This is a genomic window from Rhodococcus sp. As11, assembly GCF_048957735.1.
Classification (GTDB): domain Bacteria; phylum Actinomycetota; class Actinomycetes; order Mycobacteriales; family Mycobacteriaceae; genus Rhodococcus; species Rhodococcus gordoniae.
Window position 1 is genome coordinate 1 of record NZ_JARDJE010000020.1, and the last position, 18,049, is coordinate 18,049.

Sequence of the window (18,049 nt, forward strand, 5' to 3'; positions counted from 1 at the left end):
TGCAATCCTTGCGTTCCTCGCGTGGCTTGCGTTGCAGGCGTGCCGTGCGTGGCGTGCCGACAGTGCAATCCTTGCGTTCCTCGCGTGGCTTGCGTTGCAGGCGTGCCGTGCGTGGCGTGCCGACAGTGCAATCCTTGCGTATCTCGCGTGGCTTGCGTTGCAGACACGCCGTGCAACATACGCAACATGTGCATTGCGTGCACGCAATGCATGCCGTGCATGCCGTGCATGCCGTGCATGCCGTGCATGCCGTGCATGCAATACCCGCGACACATGCGATGCATGCACTGACTGCTCTGCACGCGCAGCTCACTTGCGTGACGCCACACGCATTACACGCAGTGCATGCACGAGACGCGGAATGCTTATCTGCAGACGTGGTGCCACAGATCACATTTCGAGCCCGTAGAACTCGGTACGATGCCAAAGGTCGAATCTCCGGATTCGTCGATGTTCCGTCGGGGGGACGTCGGTTCGACGCGATTGCTGCGACCCCTCGACTTGGTGTGTGCCGAGTTCTCTAGAGAGCGACGTGAGGCGCCGAGGAGTGGGAGGGCGTCTGTGGACCCGGTAGTGGGTGCAGTGAGCGAGCTACTTGCACATGCGCGGGGGGATGAGGCGGCGTCGGTCTTCGGACTGATTCCGACGATCGAGCGGCTCCGTGACCGTCCCTTGCAGGTGGTCCGTAGTGACGATCTCGCCCCTGGCGTCTTCGGGGTCTGGCGCAGTTATCCGGAGCGGGACGAGATTCACTACGCCCCGTGGGTCGCGACTCCCGATCGGACCGTTGCTCACGAATTCGGGCACATGCTGCTGGGGCACAAGGGGGTGCCTGCGTTGGAGACTGCAAACCGGACGCTTCCCCCGGAGTGGCATGACATGGCCAATTTGATGCTGCGCGAGTGCGGCCAGCTCGACTGTCTCGACGAGTCTCGGCGGCGACTCGAGGTGGAGGCGGAGGCGTTCGCGTCGGAGTTGTGTCGGCGGATTGCCGGGGCAGATGGGGCGCGGTCGGCTCGGATTCGATCGTTGCTGAACGAGGCGTTGTAGCGGTGTTCGCTTCGATCGTCGTGTCGGTCTTGTTGTGGTGGGTGGCTCTCACTCGGTTGTGGCGTTGGCGCACTTCGCGCTCGGTTCTGACGCTCGGTACCGCTGTGGTGTTCATCTTCATGGCGCTGCACACGACGGTGAATGTCGGTGCGGTCGATCGGTTCATCAGTGAGGCCGTGGGGGTTGCGAACGCAACGTCGGCGGTCAAGCACGGGATCTTCTTCGGGATCTGTCTCGGCGCGTCGATCATCATCGTGGCGCTTCGGGTGCCTGACGTGGATCGTCAGCGGCGGTGGATCGCCCCTCTGTCGGCAGGGGCGGCGGCTGCAACCGCGGTGGCGGTCGCGTTGTTCTTCTCGGCGGAGCCAGCTCCTCAGGCGGCCGATGGGTACCAGTTCGACGAGCTCTACGTGCATCTGCCGGGCTATGCCGACTCCGCGGCCTTCGTGATGGGGGTGGCAGCTGTTCTGTGCACCGTCATCGCTGTGGTCGTGTTGCTGGGTTGGGATCTGGGCACGCCCTCAGGGCGGGGGCTGGCGATCCTGGCCTGTGGGGTTGCTGTGCTGGCATCGTATGCGTGGATTCGGGGCGGATACATCGTCGCTGCGCGCCTCGGGTGGGTCGAGACCTCGACGTATGCGCTGGATCTGACGACCCAGCTGGCTCTGATCGGAGCGGTTCTGACGACGCTCGGGCTGCTGTGGTCCTCTATCGAGGGCGTGTTCCGGAGTCAGAAGCAGCGTCGGGACTTCGCGGAGCTGTACATGGTCGTGGTGAAGGAACGCTGGCCGGGGGTGATCCGGGGCTCGTGGGCTTCGTTCGATCCGTCCCGGCGTACCGCGGACCGGGCGAATGAGGTGCTCGATGCGCTGTCGATGCAGGCCGATGTGGACAAGTTGCCCGAACATGGGGTGCCGGCGACTCCGGAGTCGATCGCGCGGTGGGTGGACACCGGCGAGTCCGGGGGCATCGGGGTCGATGGGTTGCGGCCCCCGGTGGGGTTCGATGCGGTCAAGTGGGTGCGCGCCGTCGGTAGGGCGTTCCAGGATATTCACCTCTGCGATAAGGCGGAGATGCGGAAGTGAAAGACCTGGTGGCCAGGGTGCTGACCGAGATCGCTGCGCCGTGGACGGTGAATATCGCGTCGTGCTTGATTCTCGGTTTCGCGATCGGTCATCCGGGCTGGGGCGCCTTCGTTGCGCTCTTCGCCGGGGTGCTGCCGATGGCGTTGATCGTGTGGGGGATGGTGCGTGATCGGATCGGGAACCATCACGTGACGGAGCATTCGGAACGTCATGGGTTGATCGGGGCGATCCTCGTCCTGGTGCTTGTGGCGCTCGTTGTGCAGCTCGTAGCTCAGGCGCCGAAAGAGATGATCGCCCTGACGTGCGCGGGCTTGGTGACCCTGGTGGGGATCGGAGTCTGGACCAGTGGGGTCGGCGTCAAGGCGTCGGTGCACATGGGGGTGTGGTGCGGCGTTGTCGCTGTCCTCGCGGTCGCACTGTCCCCCTGGTGGTGGACCGGATTGGTTCTCGCGCCGGCGATCGCATGGTCCCGGATGAGGTTGAAGCATCACACGAGGAAAGAAATTGCGGTCGGTGCCGTCACTGGCCTGGTCATTGCGCCGTTGACGTATCTCGCGATCGTGAACTTCCCCTATTAGGGCCGGGTGGGTTCGTCGTCGTAGGGGTTGTAGGTGCGAGCAGCTGCTTCGACGTCCTCGGTTCGCAGGGATTGCACCCACGAGATGTACCGCACAGCTTTTTCGAACGAGTCGTCGTCTGCGAAGTACTGCAGCGGGACGCGGAAGAAGTCGGCGAGGTCCTGGGCGACTTTCAGGCCCGGATTGGGGCGTTGACCGTTGAGCAGCATGGAGATGTAGCCCTGGGTGATGGATCCGCCGTTGCTGCGGATGCCATCGACGATCTCGTTCATGGTGAACGGGCCTCGGTCCTTGGGGTGGACGTTGTCGATCAGGTAGCGGAGCTTTTCGGCGAACGTCGCCACGGTGGACCTCCTCGTGAATCTCGACAACGGCCAGGTGAACCGGGCTTGTCAAATCTACAACCACCCCCACTGCGTGAATCGACTCGCCGCTGTGGGGGCTCCTCTACGTCCATCGTCTATCACCACGGTAATATTACGATCGTGATTTTGACCTTCGGGGGGTTTCCGATCGGATGGTCGGCGAAACGCAGGAGTGTGAGTGAATGTGCCGGCGGGGTCACCGTGTCGGTCTGCTCGACCGTCGGTGAGCGCGCATCCACAGCGCTCTCACCTGTTCCTCGGTTGTCTCGAAGATGCGTGCCAGCTTCAGGCATTCGGGATCGGTCAACGGGCGCTCGCCCCGTTCGAGACGGGAGTAGGTGGACTTCGACAACCCCAGTTCGTGAGCAATGTCGGCCTGCGCCAGGCCCTGTCGGGTCCGCCAGCTCGCCAGGGTTTGTACTCCGTCCGGCACGACGGCGAGTTCGCTCATTGCAACGTCGAGGACTGAGGCCACGCGTTCGAGCGCACTCGGGCTCGGTGCTCCCTCGCCGGTCTCCCAGCTTCGGATGGTGTTGTACGTGACCCCGGACAGGCGTCCGAGGTCGGAGCGGGACAGGCCCCGTTCGCGGCGCACCTCGGTGAGCCGGGTGGGATCGAACCCGTACAGGGCGCGGCGCGGCACACTCACCTCCGTCTCGGGTCCACTCCGGTAACTCTCGCACCAACTTTGCCGCATATGCGCAGCTAGGTGGAAATCGCCGCCGACATTCTTTAGGAAATAACTGTGGGAAATAACTTCGATCTGGAGTAAGGTCGTAGCCGTGAAGGAGGGGAATATGAGCGCGTGGCCCAAACGCATTGCAGCCGTATCAGTTTCGGCAGCTGTGCTGGCTACTGCCGGCCTGGGTACCGCCCCGGCCTATGCCCAGTCGAGCACGGGCGATGAACCGCACTGGCTCGGCGAGCTGGTCTCGGACTGCCCGGACCTGTACGTGCTCGGAATGCAGGGCACCACCGAGACCTCGCCCGATGCGCCGGTGAAGGTCGATACCGGAATGCTCTCGAACATCATGGGGCCGCTGCTCGATCAGGCCCGCCAGCTGGGCGCGAGCGTGGACCGGGCGTATGTGCCGTATCCCGGTTCGTTCGGTGGCCTGACGCCCGGCGGCACCGAGTCGTATGTCGAGTCGGTGACCGCGGGGGAGGAGAACCTGTCCCTGGCGGCGCAGAAGGTGCTCTCGCAGTGCCCCTCGGCCAAGCTCGCCGTCGTCGGCTTCTCCCAGGGCGCCCATGCCGCATCGAACTTCCTGCGTTCGGTTGGTGAGGGCACCGGGGCCGTTCCGGCCCGCTCGGTCGCAGCCGGTGCCTTGTTCGGCGCGCCGACCCGCAGCCCCGGATCGGGATTGTTCCCCGGGACCTCGCAGACAGCCCCGTCACCGGTTCCCGGTACCAGGGGAGAGGCGGTCAAGGCGCTGTCATCGGTGTCGTTCACCGCCCCCAAGGGGGGTGGCATCGGGCCGGTGGCCGATCTGACCAGCAGCTACGGCAGCCTGTCGGGACGGGTGTCGTCCTGGTGCCAGGGCGGGGATCTGGCCTGTGATGCGCCGGCGAACGCCCCGGTCGTGCGGGCGGTGGTCAACGTCGCCGGTCAGGTCGAGGTCGGCGGGGATCCGTTCGTCGCGATCTCCACGGTCGGACGGGCACTGGCATCGACAGCGTTCAAGACCGCCGTCGATGTGGTCAACCAGGACATTCAGGCGCCGAAGAACGCGCTGTCGGCGATCTCGGTCCAGCCGAAGAAGACCATCTCGCAGCGCCTGGCCGAGGCATCCGATCCTCGGGCCACGCCGCCGACGGGGCAGGAAGTCACCGCAGCGTTGATGAAGGTCGGGCTGATCGGCATCAATGCGGCGGTCACGGTCGTCAAGAAGGTGCTGACCCCGGAGACGATCGCAGCGGTCGCGGCGGCCGGGTTGGCCAATCCGGCCGCGGCCTTCGCTGTGCTCGCGGCCAAGACGGTCAGTGTGCTGCCCGAGCTGGTCCCGCCGGCGACCTCGCAGCGGCTGGTGCGGCAGACCTTCCAGATCGTGCAGAACGAGGTCAAGGCCAACCGGGATGCGTTCGACCTGGTGGCGATGACGACGGTGCGCAATGTCGCCGCCGAACATGGCTCCTACGGGTCGGTCCCGGCCACGGCCAGCGGGCAGGCTCCGACCCGGTTCGCTGCGTCCTGGCTCGCGGCCGCCGCAGCCGATATCCGGGCTGCGGCAGACCCCGCCGTCTCCACGTCCACCTCGGTGACCTCGACGTCCACGTCCACGTCCACCTCGGTGACCTCGACGTCCACGTCCACGTCCCCGTCGACGACGCCGCCCACCACCTCGGCACCGGCGGTGAGCACCACGACTGTGGTCGACGCGGGACCGACGGTGCTCGATCAAGGCGGCATCTCGGCCGCCGAACTCAATTGATTCACGTGATTCACGCCTCGACACAGAAGAAAGAGAAGCGAGTATGAGCAAACATCGCAGGGCATCGCGCATCGCCAAGGCGAGTGTCGTGCCCGCCACGGCCGCCGCGATCGTGGCAGCGGGCACCGGCCTGGCCTCGGCCGATCCGGTGGAACTTCCCTCGCAGGGTGGGGTGACCACCCCGGCACCGTCCACTCAGGGCGGTACTACCAGCGCGCCCGAGCCTCCGGCCAAGCAGATCTACTGGACTCCGCCGCCGGCGCAGCAGCGCGAGTATGCGCCGCTGCCGGACTACAACTACGACACGAACCGCTACGAGCGGCAGTCCTCTCCGCCGCCGATCGACCCGCTGGAGCTGCGTGCCCCGCAGCCGGTCGAGCCGGAACCGATCTACATCGCTCCGCCCGAGAAGATCATGGTCGGGGACATCCACTTCAACCAGCCGAACTGGGTCACCGACGATGACCGGGAGCGCACCAACAACACCGCCGGTCTGATCCGGTCGGATGTGGCGACGTTCTACAAGTCGGTCGGTATCGAAGCCAGCCGCGCCGATCGGGTAGCAACCGCTCAGATCACGGCAACCGCCGTCGGCGCGACTGCGGTCGGCACGGCGTGCGCCGTCGGTGGTGGCGCACTCGGCGGAACGATTGGTGGCCTTGCCGGTGCCGGGATGGCCGGCATGGTTCCGTTGCCGCCTCCGCTGCCCCAGATCACCACCGGTGTCGCCGGTACCGCCCTCGGTACCGCTGTCGGCGCGACGCTGGCCGGTGTGCCCTGCGCCGTCGGTGGTGGGCTGGTGGGTTTGGCTGCCGGGACCGCTTTCGGTGCCGGTGACGACGAAGGTCAGCCCATCGAGGTGGAACTGCCGGACGTAGGGGAGGACGTGCTCACCGAGCAGGCCGACTCCACAGTCGAGCAGTGGCAGTCCTCCGGCCCGGTCGGACAGGCCGCCGCCGACGCCGTCCGCAATGTCGTGCAGACCGCCCCGCAGGTCGATTCCCAGGTCCGTGAGTGGGTCAAGGTCCAGCCCGGTGGTGAAGGCGTGATCGCCGGTGTGGACAACGCACTGGATACCTTCTTCGGCGGTTCGGCCGGCACTGCCGCCGAGATGATCTCCACCGCGATCGGCGACGGCATCGTGCCGGCCTGACCTGCTCGACCAGCTTTCGGTGGGGGCGGGCACGCCCCGCCCCCACCACCCGACGACGGAGGACACTTTGTCGACCGACAATCGAGGAACACTCTTCCCGGATGTAACCGAGCACTACGGGCCGCAACCGACTCCCACCGAAGACACCGACACCGGATCGGTGCACTTCCCGATCCCGGACGAGACGATCGCCGACGCGGCGCTCGCCTCCTCGGACCTCGAACCGGTCGCTGCCGAGACCACCTGGGAATCCGACGACGATGCGGTCATCCAGACCGACCTGGAGCCGATCGGCACTGCTGAGACCCCCGTCGCCGACACTGCACCGGCCCCGCACCCTGACCACGACACCGGCGACGACCCGTATGCCACCGCCCCGGACTGGGTGCGCGCCCACATTCCGCGAGGTCCGCTGGTGATCGCGCAGCGCAACCGCGGGGGACTCAAGTCCGCGATCGGCCGTGCCCGTCCTCCCCGGCCGACTCCGGCCCCCGAGCCGGCCGAGGCCCCCGCCAGCGCCCCCGCCGTGCCGGTCACCGACACCGCTGCCGCTGCTCCGGCGAAGCGGGACGGCGATCGGTCCCGCACCTGGATGCTCGTCGGCGGCGGTGTCGCCGTGCTGGCAGTGGTCTCCGCTGCGGTGGTGACCGCGACGGTCGGCAGCACCGACGAACCACAGGTGCCGCCGCTGCCGTCCTCGTCGGTGGTGGCCTCGCCCTCGACCACCCCCACCACGACCGCGACCGCGGCGGCACCGGCGTGGTGCGCCCCGGTCACCGAGCCGGATCGGATCGTCGGCAACGGTCCCGGCGGACGTGATTCCGGTCCGGCGGTGATCCAGGCGTTCGAGCACGCCTACTACGTCCAGCGGGACGGCAAGGCCGTCGCAGAGCTGATGGTGCTGCCCGGCAACGATATTCAGAGCTTCATCGACGCTGTTCCGGCCGGGACCGAGCACTGCGTGACCGTGCTGCCGACCGAGGACCCCAACCGCTGGTCGGTCGATGTGCTGCTGAAGTTCCCGCCCGTGGGAGACGAAGGCATCCACAAGCAGTGGATCACCACCATGCCCGCCGACGGCGGCGTGAAGATCGCGAACGTGGAGAACCGATGAACAACGTTGTTGCATTGCGTCGCAGCCCGAAAATCGAGCAGCCCGAACACCTCTCGGCCATCGTGGTGGCCGGCTCCGGGGGAGCGGCCGCGACCACGACCTGCTTCGGCCTGGCCACTGCCCTGCGCCTCGGTGCCGATGCGCAGGTCGCGGCGATCGACGGCACCACCGACGGCGGGAACCTGCTCGCCCGTGTCGGGGTCGAACCGCTCGATTCTGCGCGGGCGGTCCGCCAGCTCGGCTCGCGGATGGCTGTCAGTAGTGCCGGGGCGGTGGTCGTCGGTCACGGCGAAGCCACCGACTCGGCCCTGGTGGACAGCCTGCTCGCCGACCGCAGCCTCGCCCGCATCCACGATGTCGGAACAGCCCTGCGCGCACGCCGTGTGGCTCCGTTGATCGAGGCCGGGGCTGCGATCGTCGTCGCGGTGCCGCCCCGTGCCGAACCGCTGGCCCGGATGCGCGGCGCCCTCGACTGGCTGGTGCGCACCTACGGACGCGACGTGCTCTCCCACACGGTGGTGGCGATCTCACACCAGCTCCCGCAGAGCGTGGTCGATCTGACCCCGATCCGCGATGCACTGTCCCCGCTGGTCGCCGGGTTCGTCGAAGTGCCCTTCGATGCGAGCCTGGCTCGCCCCGGCACCGTCGACCATCGCCGCCTGTCGGTCGAGTCGATCGATGCCTGGACCGATGTGCTCGACGCTTTCGGCCGCATCGAGGCCGGCCACCAGGACAACGACACCGCTGATCGGGTCGGGACGGGGGAGCTGGCATGACCGCCAGAGAACGCACCAGTGTCGACGCTCGTATCGAGCCGTACCCGGTTCCGGCTCCCGGACCGGCGGTGTGGCTGCTCGGCGCACACGGCGGGTCCGGGGTCTCCACCCTGGCCCAGTACTGGGACTTCGCCGACGACGCGAAGCGTCAATGGCCGTGCGGGAATGCCCGAGAGATCGAATCGCCCTATGTCGTGGTCGTCTGCCGCGAAACCATCCAGGGCCTGTCCAGTGCCCACGATCTGATCCTCGAACACCGCAACCGCGATCTGGCCTGCGAGTTGCTCGGGCTGGTCACCGTGGCCAACGCGGCCGGTCCGCTGCCGAAGGATGTGCGCCAACTGCGTTCGATCGTCACCGGCGCGGTCCAGGCGCACTGGTCGATCGGCTGGCACCGCTTTCTGGCCTCGGCCGCCCGATCGAGCCTTCCGACCTGGCGCGCCCTCGACGGCGTGCCCATCCAGACCAAGGGAGCGGTCATCGACGTTCCCGAGGACGTGATCGCTGCCGGGGTCGGCATCGTCACGGCAATCCAATCGAGTCTCCCGACCTTGTGGTCGGGCCAGTAGCACGGAGGACAGTTCATGATCCAGACGGTTGTAGATACCGCGTATCTCGCGCAGGGTGCCGTCAATTTCGACATCAACCCGGAAGTGCCTCCGGGCGCGAACGGCCTGCTCAAGCTGCTGAACTGGCTGCTGTGGGGCGTCACGCTCGCCTGCGTTGCGGCCCTGATCTTCTCGGGCGGCAAGTTCGCGTGGGAGAAGTGGCAGCACGGCTCGGGGGACTCGCCGAAGATGCTCGTCGGCTCGCTTGTCGGTGCGATCGTGGCGATCTCGGCGAACCAGATCCTCGGCGCCGTCACTTCTGCGGCGTAAGGGCGGGGGTCAAGCGATGCAGGTATCCGCTCAAGGGGTCGTGCCCCTTCCCGGCGAGGTCGTCGACGGCTTCCAAACGCTGCTGGGCTATGCGGCCGGGATCGTGTTCATCCTGTGCGTGGCCAAAGTGATCTTCGTCGGCGGACGCCTGGCCTGGGACCACAAGCACGGTGCCGGCATCGAATCCCCCACCGCCGCAGAGTTCGTCGCAGCGAACATCGGGGCGATCCTCGCCGGCGGCGTGGCCGCGACCATCGCCACGATCCTGCTGGCCACGGCCCAGGGGCCCCAAGCCCAGCAGATCGGAAGCGGTCATTCCCCGACGGTCATCGACCAGCTCGAACAGAGACAACAGCAACAGCAATCCGGCAACGAGGAGAACGAACGATGATGCGTCGGTGGGCGCGAGCAACGGTGGTCGCGGTGGCGCTGACTGCCACCAGCTGCGCAGGAACGCACACCCCCGGGTCCGAGCTGTCGATCACCGATCCACCGCAGATCAACCGGTGGATCACGCTCGGCGGGATCGAAGTGCCGATCGGCACCACCGACGGCCCCAGCAATGGTGAATGGGAACCCTTCGCCGGATTCAGCCACACCCCACAGGGAGCGGCGCTGGCGGCGATCACCCAGTCGGTGCAGCTGGCCACCGCTTCCGATCGCAACTGGCCCCAGATCCTGGCCGGTGTCGCCGCACCCGGCGACGGCCGCGACCTGTACGCCGCCCACCGGGGGCTGGTGGAGATTTCGGGCACCGACCCCGAGATGGTGCCGACCATCGTCGGCTACACCATCGACGACTACAGCGACGACGCTGCGACCGTCGGTGTCGTGCAGCGATTCTCCGATGATTCGCTCGCCTCTTCGACCACCCAGGTGGTGTGGGTCGACGACGACTGGCGACTGAACCTGCCCAGCGACGAGACCGCCGCCGCCATCACCGCTCTCGACGGATTGCCGTCGGAGCTGGTCGATCTCGAGGAGACGCGCAAGTGACCGAGCAGAACACCACCGACTCGACCCACGAGAAGAACACCCCTTCATTCGACGCCGAGAACGAACGCGCATCGTCGGCAACCAAACTCACCATCGGCTTGGCGGCGGTGGCCGTCATCGTCGTCGTCGGTGTCGTGGTCAGCCTGGTGATGGTCTTCCGAGGCGAGGACGCAGAGCCGTTGGTCTCTCTCGATCCGACCACCGGCAGTAGCGCCACCGCCCAGGACAAGGACGGTCTGTTCGAGCCGGACCCGGTCTTCGACAAAGGCAACCGTGTTATCTACGTGCCGCTCGAGCCCCACGGCGTGATCCTGTCCGACACCCTGGCCAGCTCGAACCGTCCGGCGGACCAGGCCCCTAGCGGGGTGATGCTCCAGCGCATCCACGGGAACATGGACCTTCCGTTCTCGACCTCCGATGGCCCCACCGCGTTCACCGACAACGGTGTCGCCACCGGGTTCTCTCGCACCGCGCAAGGAGCGGCACTCGCAGCAGCCCACTACTTCGGCTATGCCTACGCGGGCGGGAACCGGCTGAAAATGGCGACTGAGGCGGGACTGGTGTCGGACCCGAAGGGCGAGTTCTCCGCTCTGGGGATTGCTGACGACACGCCGGCGTCGGTGATGCCGATGGTCAACGTGCTGTTCAACCCTGATCTGACTCTGGTGAAGTTCGGCTACACCGTCGAACGCCCCAATGGCTCGGCCCAGATCGCGGTCTCAAAGATCCCGATGGTCTGGCGTGAGGGCACCGGCTGGGTGCTCCAGGCCGATTCCACCGCTCTCGGTGTCGAGTACGAATCCCTCTCGGCGGACGGGTGGCAACAATGGTGGTGACCCGCAGCTTGTGGACAGCACTGATCAAGGTTGTCGCCGTGACGTGTGTTGTCGGTGTCCTCGCCCTCGTGGGAGCACACACCGCAGCAGCGCAGGAGACGGATTCCTCCCTCACTCCGGCTACTGACGACTCGTCCCAGGTCGACGACGAGGAAGCCACAGGCTTCGAGCAGCTGGAGACCACCCTCGGCACGTTGACCTGCACCCCGGGTGGAATGCTGGCCGGCACCGTGGGTGGCTGGATCGCCAATCAGATCGGCGACGTGGACCTGCCCAGCTGCGGGGACGCGGTCGGCACCGCGGTCGATGCAGGTATCGGCACGATCGAAGATGTCGCCGGGGGCGTCGCTGAGGGTGCGGTCGAGAAGACGGCGCTGTGGATCGGCAATGCGGGTGTCGCGGTGCTGAAGTTCGCGCTCGGATGGTGGATCACCAGCACCGAAATGGACGGGGACACCTTCCAGACGACGGTAGCGACAGTCAACGACTACACCTTCTACATCCAGGTCGCGGCCCTGTCGTTGTCGCTGATCCTGCTCGGGGGCCGGCTGGCACTGGCCCGATCCGGCGCGATCCGCGACACCTCGGAAGAGGGTCTCAAGCAGATGGCCCGTGCGGCGGTGCTCGCCGGGGGAGCATCGACGCTGATCGTGCTCGGCACCGAACTGTCGGACCAGATTTCGGCCTGGTTCATGGACAGTGCGGTCGGCTCCGACCCGTCCCGCCTGGCCGAAGCGATGGTCTCGATCACCCTGTACTCCGGTCCGGCCGGTGTGGGCCTGCTGTTTCTGATCGGCATTATCGGCATGCTCGGCGGGTTGATGATGGCGTTTCTGATGCTGCTGCGCACCGGCATCCTCGTGCTCATGGCAGCGGCGCTGCCGATCGCCGGCGCGGCCGGAGGCACCAAGGTCGGCAGCCAGGCATACGAGAAGATGCTGGCCTGGACGATCGCATTCCTGCTGGTCAAGCCGGTCGGGGCGTTCGTGATCGGGGTCTCGGCGATCCTGTTCCTCGAGGCCACCCCGACCATCACCGATCCCGAGAACGGCGACGGGTTCATGGCCCTGTCCGGGGTCATCACCTTGTGTGCCGCGGCGCTGGTGCTGCCCGCCCTGATGCGCCTGATCGTCCCGAACATCGGTGCACTCGGAGGCGGCGGCAGCGGCCTCGCTGCTGCCGCAGGTTTGGTCGGTCTGCTCGGTGGGGGCGCGAAAGCCGCCGGGATGGTCGCCACCGGAGGTGCCAGCGGCGCGGCATCCGGAGCGGGATTCGCTGCGTCGAAGACGAAGGGTGACGACGAGCCACCCGGCGGCGGTGCGGGCGCACAGCCCACCGGCGCACCCGCTGGGTGGGGTACGGCAGGTGGCAACCCCGAAGGCAATCAGCAAGGAACTCCGCAGGGCAGCGGCATGGCTCCCCAAGGCAACGGCGCGGGCACTCCCGGCAGCACTGCTTCGAGTGGTTCCGGCGGTTCCGGTGCGGGCGGGTCCGCTAACACTGGCTCCGATGCGCCTGTGGCGACGGGGGCCGGCCACCAGTTCAACCGAGGGGGCTTCGAACAGTGAGCAACGAGCCGACATTCAACACCTACGGCAACTGGCGCCGACCCCGCAGCACCGGCCTGCTCGGAGCCACCTTCGGCACCTCGATCGCAGGGATCGCCGCCGCAGCCGTCGTCATCATCGCGGGCCTGTTCCTCGGCATGACGGTCGCATTGCTGCTCGCCATCCCCGTGATCGTCTGCTTCATCCCCCTGGTCATCTCCCGTGACGGCCGCTCCGGCTACGAAAGGGCACTGATGCGATTCCAGTTCTGGCGCGGCCGCCGCCGCGGTGAACACGCCTACGCCTCGGGCACGTTCTCCCGCGTTCCCGGGCGGGCCTACCGACTTCCCGGCGTGCTCGGCGACACCGAGCTCTACGAAGGCATCGACTCCGACGGGCGCACCTTCGGCATGATCCACATGCCCAGCCGGGGCGCCTACACCGTCGTCTTCGACGCCTACCCCCAAGGCGCCGAAGCCGTCGATCAGGACGTGATCGACCACTATGTCGGCAACTGGGCACAGTTCCTGTCCGGGGCCGGTGAGACCTCGGACATCCTCGCGGTGGTCACCACCGTCGAGACGCTGCCCGAGACCGGCATCGAACTGTACGAAACGGTGCACCAGAACACCCGCGCCGACGCCCCACAGCTCGCCCGCGATGCGGCCTACCAGCTCGCCACCGGCTTGACCTCCGGCGGTATCCGCCTCGCGGCGAGGATCGCGATCACCTTCGAGGCCAAGACCACCGAACGCAAACAGGACCCCTCCGAGCAGGCCGTCGAACTCGGCCGGCGTCTGCCCGCCCTGACGGCGTCGGCAGCACGCTCCGGTGTGCCCTGCTCGCCGATGGATGCCGACGACATCATGGCGTTCGTGCGCCGCTCCTACGACCCGGCCTCGCTCGTCGATGTCGAAGCCGGCGTGTACTCCGGGGAGGGCACCGGGCTGACCTGGGAGGACTGCGGTCCGCGGACCGCGCTGGAGAGCGCCGATGGCGGCAAGTACGTCCACGACGGTGCGGTGTCGGTGACCTGGGAGATGCGTGAAGCCCCCAAGGGAGCGGTGACCGAACGGGTGCTCCAGCGCCTGTTGGCCCCGAACGAGGCGGTGCCGCTCAAGCGGGTCTCGGTGATCTACCGGCCGCATTCGGCCGGGGAAGCCACCGACATCGCCGACAGCGACTACCGCAACGCGATGGCCGAAGCGCACGGTGGGTCGCTCAAGAACGGATCGATCGGTTCGGCGAAGTCGCAGATCGAGCTGGCGGCCACGGCCCAGGCCCGCATGGAACAGGCCCGTGGCGCCGGGATGGTGCGCTTCGGGGTGCTGGTGACCGTGACCGAACCGGCCGGCAGCTCCGATGTGCCGAAGATCGACGCCCTGGTCGAGGACCTCTCGCGGCAGAGCCGGCTGACGATCCGCCGCTCGTGGTGCTGGCAGGCCGCCGCGTTCGCGGCCTCCCTCGGCGTGGGAGTCATCGCGCCCGACCACACCACTATCCCGTCGTTCCTGAGCAACTAGGAGGAGGACGCTGTCATGGGTAAAGCCACGACCTCGACCCGGATCGCGCAAGCCGAGAAGATCGCCAAGACCCTGCTGTCGGACGACGAGTTGTCCGCTCTCGAGGAGCAAGCGGCCTCGGCGACCGGCATCACGAAGGCATGGAAGAAAAGCCTGGTCACCCGCCAGTACAGTCGCCGGGCGACGGTCGAGCGGTTGACCCGGATCAATTCCGACGGCTTCGACCGCCCGCTCGCCGAGCTCGACGATCGCGGATTCGACGGTGCCGGTGGGGGCCGGATGTCCACGGTGATGCCGCCGGTCGAATACCGGGGCACCTCGGTCCAGGTCGCCGGGATCTACCCGTGGATCGTCGGCGCGAAGGCTCCGCTGCTGGGCACCCCGCTGGGTCGGCATCTGACCACCGGCGCGGCCGTCGGATTCGATCCGCTCTACGCCTGGAAGATGAAGGCGATCACCGCCCCGTCCTGCTTCATCTGCGCCCTCAACGGCTTCGGCAAGTCGACGCTGCTGCGCCGGATCGCCCTCGGCGACATTGCGCGAGGCACATTGGTGCTCGTGCCCGGTGACGTCAAGCCGGACCTGCGGGTGCTCACCGAGCAGGTCGGCGGGCAGGTCAGCGAGGTCGGCTACGGCACCGGCGCGATCAACCCCCTCGATCGCGGCCCGATCGGCGATGCGATCGAGCAACTGCCTACCGGTTCCCTCGAACGGGAAAAGGCCGAGTTCGCGCTGCACGCCCGTCAGCTCAACATGATCTGTGCGCTGCTCGAGATCGTCCGCCGCGGCCCCCTGAAGGACTTCGAGGAAACCCTGCTCGCCTCGGCGATCCGGCTGCTCTACGCCCCGGACTCGCAGTTCGACAACGATCACGCAGCCCGCCTCGAGGACCTGCTGGCACTGATCGCGACCGGATCCGAGGAGCTGATGGACGACGCGGTGGCCGACACCGACGACGAATACCGCGGTCAGATCAAACCGCTGCTGCGCTCGCTGCGCGCGCTGGTCAAGGGCCGGTTCGGAGAAACCTTCAACCGGCACAGCACCGTGCGGATCGATATCACCAAGCCGATGGTGGACCTGGACATGTCCTCGGTCCCGCCCGGTGACGAATTGATGCGGGCCGCTGTGCTTCTCGCCGGGTGGAACGAAGCGTTCGCGGCGGTAGAAGCGGCGCATATCCTGGCCGACAACAAGGTGCCCGGAGCGAAGTCGATTGCCGCCCACATCATCTTGGACGAGGTCTGGCAGGTGATCCAGACCGGCAGCTCGGCGGTGGCCCGGTTGGATGCGGTGCAGCGGTTGCAGCGGTCGATGGGCGTGGCGATGACGATGGTCACGCACTCGCTCGCGGACTTCGAAAAGGTCGGGGCGCTGGGCATGATCGAACGCTCCCGCGCCCGCATCATCGGCCCGGTCCCCGAGGCCGAACTCGACCGGCTCGGCCGGTTCATGAAGTTTTCCCGCGCTGAGCGGGCGATGGTGACCGGCTGGGCCAACGACACCACGTCCTCGGTGGAGGAGAAGAAGGCACTGCGCCAAGCACGCCGCAAGGTCACCGGAGACGGCGATGGCACCGTCTCGGCGGGCAGTAAGCGCACCGCCGCCGGTGTCGGACATTTCCTGCTCAAGCTCGGTGAAGGCGCAACACCGGGCACCCCGTTCAAGGTGTGGGTGCCCCAGGCAGAAAAGGATTCCGGGATTCACGACACCGATGCCCGTCTGCGGGCGGCCGACGAGGACCGAGCCACGGGGCGTGCAGCGTGAGCCGGCGGGAGCGTCGCGGCCGTCGCCGGTACACCCTGGTCGATGACCTCACCCGTGAGGCCGCGATCGAGACGGTCCTGGGGCGCATGAAGGCCGGGGTCAGCTTCACCGCCGCTACGCGAGCCGCCGCTGCGCAGCTCGACGTCGCGGAGACGACGGTGCGGGGCTGGGTCAACCGCTCCGGCCGGCGCCCTCGCCGCACCCCGCAGGAAGTCGCCGCGTTGGAAGCGGAACTGGCACTGGCACAGGAGCTGAACCGGGCGCTGGCACGCAAGCACGGCATCGCCGCCGAGGATCTGAGCCTGCGGTGAACGGCAAGGGGGGTACCGGCCTGATCGCGCTGATTCTGGCGCTCACACTCATTCCGTTCTTCCTGCTCCTCGTCCTGGTGATGGGAATTGCGGACGAGGAAGATCGCGAGAACGGCACGAGCTGCCTCGGACCCGGCACCGGTCTCGGATCCGGCGACAAGCTCGCACCGATGGGTTCGTTCATCAAGCCGGTCGATCCCTCCACCGTCACCTTCACCTCCGGATTCGGCCCGCGTTGGGGCACCGAGCATCAGGGCATCGACCTGGCCGGGGCCATCGGCACCCCGATCTACGCCTCGGCCGACGGGGTGGTGCGCCAGGCCGGCCCCGCCAGCGGGTTCGGGCAGTGGGTGGTGCTCGACCATGTGATCGACGGTCAGCTCGTGTCCACCGTGTACGGGCACATCGAGACCTACACCGTCGCCGTCGGCGAGCAGGTCCGCGCCGGTCAGCAGATCGCCACCGTGGGCAATCGCGGGGAATCGACCGGCCCGCATCTGCACTGGGAAGTCTGGCCCGGCGGCTGGGGCACCGCAGCGGTGGACCCGTTGCCCTACTACGACTCCGCTCCCGCACCGGGACAGACCCCGGCCGGGCCGCCCACCGCGGTGCCGTCCGCCCCGCCGGAGGGGAACTTGGCGCAGCCGTTGCCGCCGTCGGCCGGTTCCGAGCAGGGCCTGCAGGTCGATGCGAAGAAACTCGCTCGCGCTGCCCACCTGAAGTTCGGGGACCGGATCGCGAGCATCGGGGGGTGGCGCGCCGACGGTGGCTACGCCAGCGATCACACCGAAGGTCGGGCTGTGGATCTGATGATCGCGAACTATCGCTCCGGTGACGGGGTGGCTCTCGGGGACGAGATCACCGATTACGTGCTGGCCAATGCGGAGTTCTTCAATGTCGAGTACGTGATCTGGCGGAAGACCTACTACCCCGTCGGCGGTGCCTCGAGTCTGATGGAAGACCGCGGCAGCGAGACCGAGAACCACTACGACCACGTGCACATCAGCGTCCACGGTCAGGGCACCGACGAGAGGTTGGTGTCGTGGGGGTCGCTGCCCGGTGGCAGCGGCAACGCCACCACGATGGCGGCGGACTGCCTCATCTCCGGGGACGGGGTGGGCGACTACCTCGCCGACGGCACCGTGCCACCGGAGTTCGTTCCGTGGATCGAGCGGGCCGGGTCGATCTGCCCGCAGATCAAACCGTCGCTGCTCGCTGCTCAGCTCGCCGCCGAGAACGGCTTCCGCCACGGAGACTCCGCTCCGGTATCGGTGACCGGAGCGATGGGACCGGCGCAGTTCATGCCGGGCACCTGGGCGAGCTACGGCCGCGACTACGACGGTGACGGCCGGGTCGATGTGAACAGCATCGGCGATGCCGTCATGGCCCAAGGCCACTACATGTGCACTATCGCCGACACCATCGACGGCTGGATCGACGACGGCACGGTCAGCGCACCGAACGGGCGCACCGAGCTGTATCTGGCCGGCTACAACGCCGGCGAAGGCGCCGTCCTGAACTCCGGCGGGTTCCCCACCGGGCACACCGACTACGTGGTCCAGACCCGCCCCTATGCCGACAAGATCATCGCCGCCGAACCGCAGTACCGGGCGATGAGCAACCAGTGAAAGAAGGCAA

General features: G+C 67.3%; 19 protein-coding genes. 17 read left to right on the forward strand and 2 right to left on the reverse strand.

All coding sequences use genetic code 11. The features are described 5' to 3' along the window. Window positions 1-582: 582 nt before the first annotated feature. The 3 genes from PV766_RS19835 (at window position 583) to PV766_RS19845 (ending at window position 2,713) form a co-directional block, all read left to right on the forward strand. Window positions 583-1,050, forward strand: coding sequence for an ImmA/IrrE family metallo-endopeptidase (locus PV766_RS19835; RefSeq protein WP_421097699.1), 468 nt, complete (start codon window positions 583-585; stop codon window positions 1,048-1,050). 104 nt (window positions 1,051-1,154) lie between these two features. Further along, a complete protein-coding gene (locus PV766_RS19840) occupies window positions 1,155-2,135 on the forward strand; it encodes a hypothetical protein (RefSeq protein WP_421097700.1) in 981 nt (326 codons plus the stop codon). Beyond that, window positions 2,132-2,713 (forward strand): hypothetical protein, encoded by a 582-nt coding sequence (locus PV766_RS19845; RefSeq protein WP_421097701.1) that lies wholly within the window; start codon window positions 2,132-2,134, stop codon window positions 2,711-2,713. Before PV766_RS19840 ends, PV766_RS19845 begins: the two co-directional genes overlap by 4 nt. Here the strand turns inward: PV766_RS19845 and PV766_RS19850 are convergent. Beyond that, a complete protein-coding gene (locus PV766_RS19850) occupies window positions 2,710-3,057 on the reverse strand; it encodes a helix-turn-helix domain-containing protein (protein WP_019287537.1) in 348 nt (115 codons plus the stop codon). The genes PV766_RS19845 and PV766_RS19850 overlap by 4 nt on opposite strands. A 217-nt stretch (window positions 3,058-3,274) precedes the next feature. Further along, window positions 3,275-3,721, reverse strand: a complete 447-nt coding sequence (locus PV766_RS19855) for a helix-turn-helix domain-containing protein (RefSeq protein ID WP_421097702.1) — start codon at window positions 3,719-3,721, stop codon at window positions 3,275-3,277. 154 nt (window positions 3,722-3,875) lie between these two features. Here PV766_RS19855 and PV766_RS19860 point away from each other — a divergent pair, with 154 nt between their 5' ends. The 14 genes from PV766_RS19860 to PV766_RS19925 all read left to right on the forward strand — a co-directional run bounded on the left by PV766_RS19860 (window position 3,876) and on the right by PV766_RS19925 (window position 18,039). Beyond that, window positions 3,876-5,510 (forward strand): cutinase family protein, encoded by a 1,635-nt coding sequence (locus PV766_RS19860; RefSeq protein WP_387429040.1) that lies wholly within the window; start codon window positions 3,876-3,878, stop codon window positions 5,508-5,510. 43 nt (window positions 5,511-5,553) lie between these two features. Beyond that, window positions 5,554-6,663: an insoluble domain protein gene (locus PV766_RS19865; RefSeq protein ID WP_421097703.1), complete on the forward strand. Its 1,110-nt coding sequence runs from the start codon at window positions 5,554-5,556 to the stop codon at window positions 6,661-6,663. Between the two features lie 67 nt (window positions 6,664-6,730). Beyond that, the gene (locus PV766_RS19870; protein ID WP_421097704.1) at window positions 6,731-7,777 is read left to right on the forward strand and encodes a hypothetical protein; all 1,047 of its coding nucleotides are present in this window, start codon (window positions 6,731-6,733) and stop codon (window positions 7,775-7,777) included. Further along, window positions 7,774-8,553, forward strand: a complete 780-nt coding sequence (locus tag PV766_RS19875) for a hypothetical protein (protein ID WP_421097705.1) — start codon at window positions 7,774-7,776, stop codon at window positions 8,551-8,553. The genes PV766_RS19870 and PV766_RS19875 overlap by 4 nt, the downstream gene beginning before the upstream one ends. Continuing rightward, window positions 8,550-9,122, forward strand: coding sequence for a hypothetical protein (locus tag PV766_RS19880; RefSeq protein WP_421097706.1), 573 nt, complete (start codon window positions 8,550-8,552; stop codon window positions 9,120-9,122). The genes PV766_RS19875 and PV766_RS19880 overlap by 4 nt, the downstream gene beginning before the upstream one ends. 15 nt (window positions 9,123-9,137) lie before the next feature. Next, window positions 9,138-9,431, forward strand: a complete 294-nt coding sequence (locus tag PV766_RS19885) for a hypothetical protein (protein ID WP_033098898.1) — start codon at window positions 9,138-9,140, stop codon at window positions 9,429-9,431. A gap of 16 nt (window positions 9,432-9,447) precedes the next feature. Continuing rightward, on the forward strand, window positions 9,448-9,822 hold the full coding sequence (locus PV766_RS19890; RefSeq protein ID WP_033098897.1) for a membrane protein: 375 nt from the start codon (window positions 9,448-9,450) through the stop codon (window positions 9,820-9,822). After that, window positions 9,819-10,427 (forward strand): hypothetical protein, encoded by a 609-nt coding sequence (locus PV766_RS19895; RefSeq protein WP_421097707.1) that lies wholly within the window; start codon window positions 9,819-9,821, stop codon window positions 10,425-10,427. Before PV766_RS19890 ends, PV766_RS19895 begins: the two co-directional genes overlap by 4 nt. Next, window positions 10,424-11,263: a hypothetical protein gene (locus PV766_RS19900; RefSeq protein ID WP_421097708.1), complete on the forward strand. Its 840-nt coding sequence runs from the start codon at window positions 10,424-10,426 to the stop codon at window positions 11,261-11,263. Before PV766_RS19895 ends, PV766_RS19900 begins: the two co-directional genes overlap by 4 nt. Then, a complete protein-coding gene (locus tag PV766_RS19905) occupies window positions 11,254-12,831 on the forward strand; it encodes a hypothetical protein (RefSeq protein WP_421097709.1) in 1,578 nt (525 codons plus the stop codon). The genes PV766_RS19900 and PV766_RS19905 overlap by 10 nt, the downstream gene beginning before the upstream one ends. Further along, window positions 12,828-14,333, forward strand: a complete 1,506-nt coding sequence (locus tag PV766_RS19910) for an SCO6880 family protein (protein ID WP_421097710.1) — start codon at window positions 12,828-12,830, stop codon at window positions 14,331-14,333. The genes PV766_RS19905 and PV766_RS19910 overlap by 4 nt, the downstream gene beginning before the upstream one ends. Window positions 14,334-14,348: 15 nt before the next feature. Next, entirely contained in the window at window positions 14,349-16,100 is a 1,752-nt protein-coding gene (locus PV766_RS19915; protein ID WP_421097711.1) for an ATP-binding protein, read from the forward strand. Further along, entirely contained in the window at window positions 16,097-16,411 is a 315-nt protein-coding gene (locus PV766_RS19920; protein ID WP_106201973.1) for a hypothetical protein, read from the forward strand. Before PV766_RS19915 ends, PV766_RS19920 begins: the two co-directional genes overlap by 4 nt. Further along, on the forward strand, window positions 16,408-18,039 hold the full coding sequence (locus tag PV766_RS19925) for a peptidoglycan DD-metalloendopeptidase family protein (protein ID WP_421097712.1): 1,632 nt from the start codon (window positions 16,408-16,410) through the stop codon (window positions 18,037-18,039). Before PV766_RS19920 ends, PV766_RS19925 begins: the two co-directional genes overlap by 4 nt. Window positions 18,040-18,049 lie beyond the last annotated feature (10 nt).

What these genes read in the sequence shown, in the direction of transcription:
- PV766_RS19860 (WP_387429040.1), top strand. Translation starts at nt 3,876, where the DNA reads ATGAGCGCGTGGCCCAAACGCATTGCAGCCGTATCAGTTTCGGCAGCT.
- PV766_RS19865 (WP_421097703.1), top strand. Translation starts at nt 5,554, where the DNA reads ATGAGCAAACATCGCAGGGCATCGCGCATCGCCAAGGCGAGTGTCGTG.
- PV766_RS19875 (WP_421097705.1), top strand. Translation starts at nt 7,774, where the DNA reads ATGAACAACGTTGTTGCATTGCGTCGCAGCCCGAAAATCGAGCAGCCC.
- PV766_RS19880 (WP_421097706.1), top strand. Translation starts at nt 8,550, where the DNA reads ATGACCGCCAGAGAACGCACCAGTGTCGACGCTCGTATCGAGCCGTAC.
- PV766_RS19885 (WP_033098898.1), top strand. Translation starts at nt 9,138, where the DNA reads ATGATCCAGACGGTTGTAGATACCGCGTATCTCGCGCAGGGTGCCGTC.
- PV766_RS19890 (WP_033098897.1), top strand. Translation starts at nt 9,448, where the DNA reads ATGCAGGTATCCGCTCAAGGGGTCGTGCCCCTTCCCGGCGAGGTCGTC.
- PV766_RS19895 (WP_421097707.1), top strand. Translation starts at nt 9,819, where the DNA reads ATGATGCGTCGGTGGGCGCGAGCAACGGTGGTCGCGGTGGCGCTGACT.
- PV766_RS19905 (WP_421097709.1), top strand. Translation starts at nt 11,254, where the DNA reads ATGGTGGTGACCCGCAGCTTGTGGACAGCACTGATCAAGGTTGTCGCC.
- PV766_RS19915 (WP_421097711.1), top strand. Translation starts at nt 14,349, where the DNA reads ATGGGTAAAGCCACGACCTCGACCCGGATCGCGCAAGCCGAGAAGATC.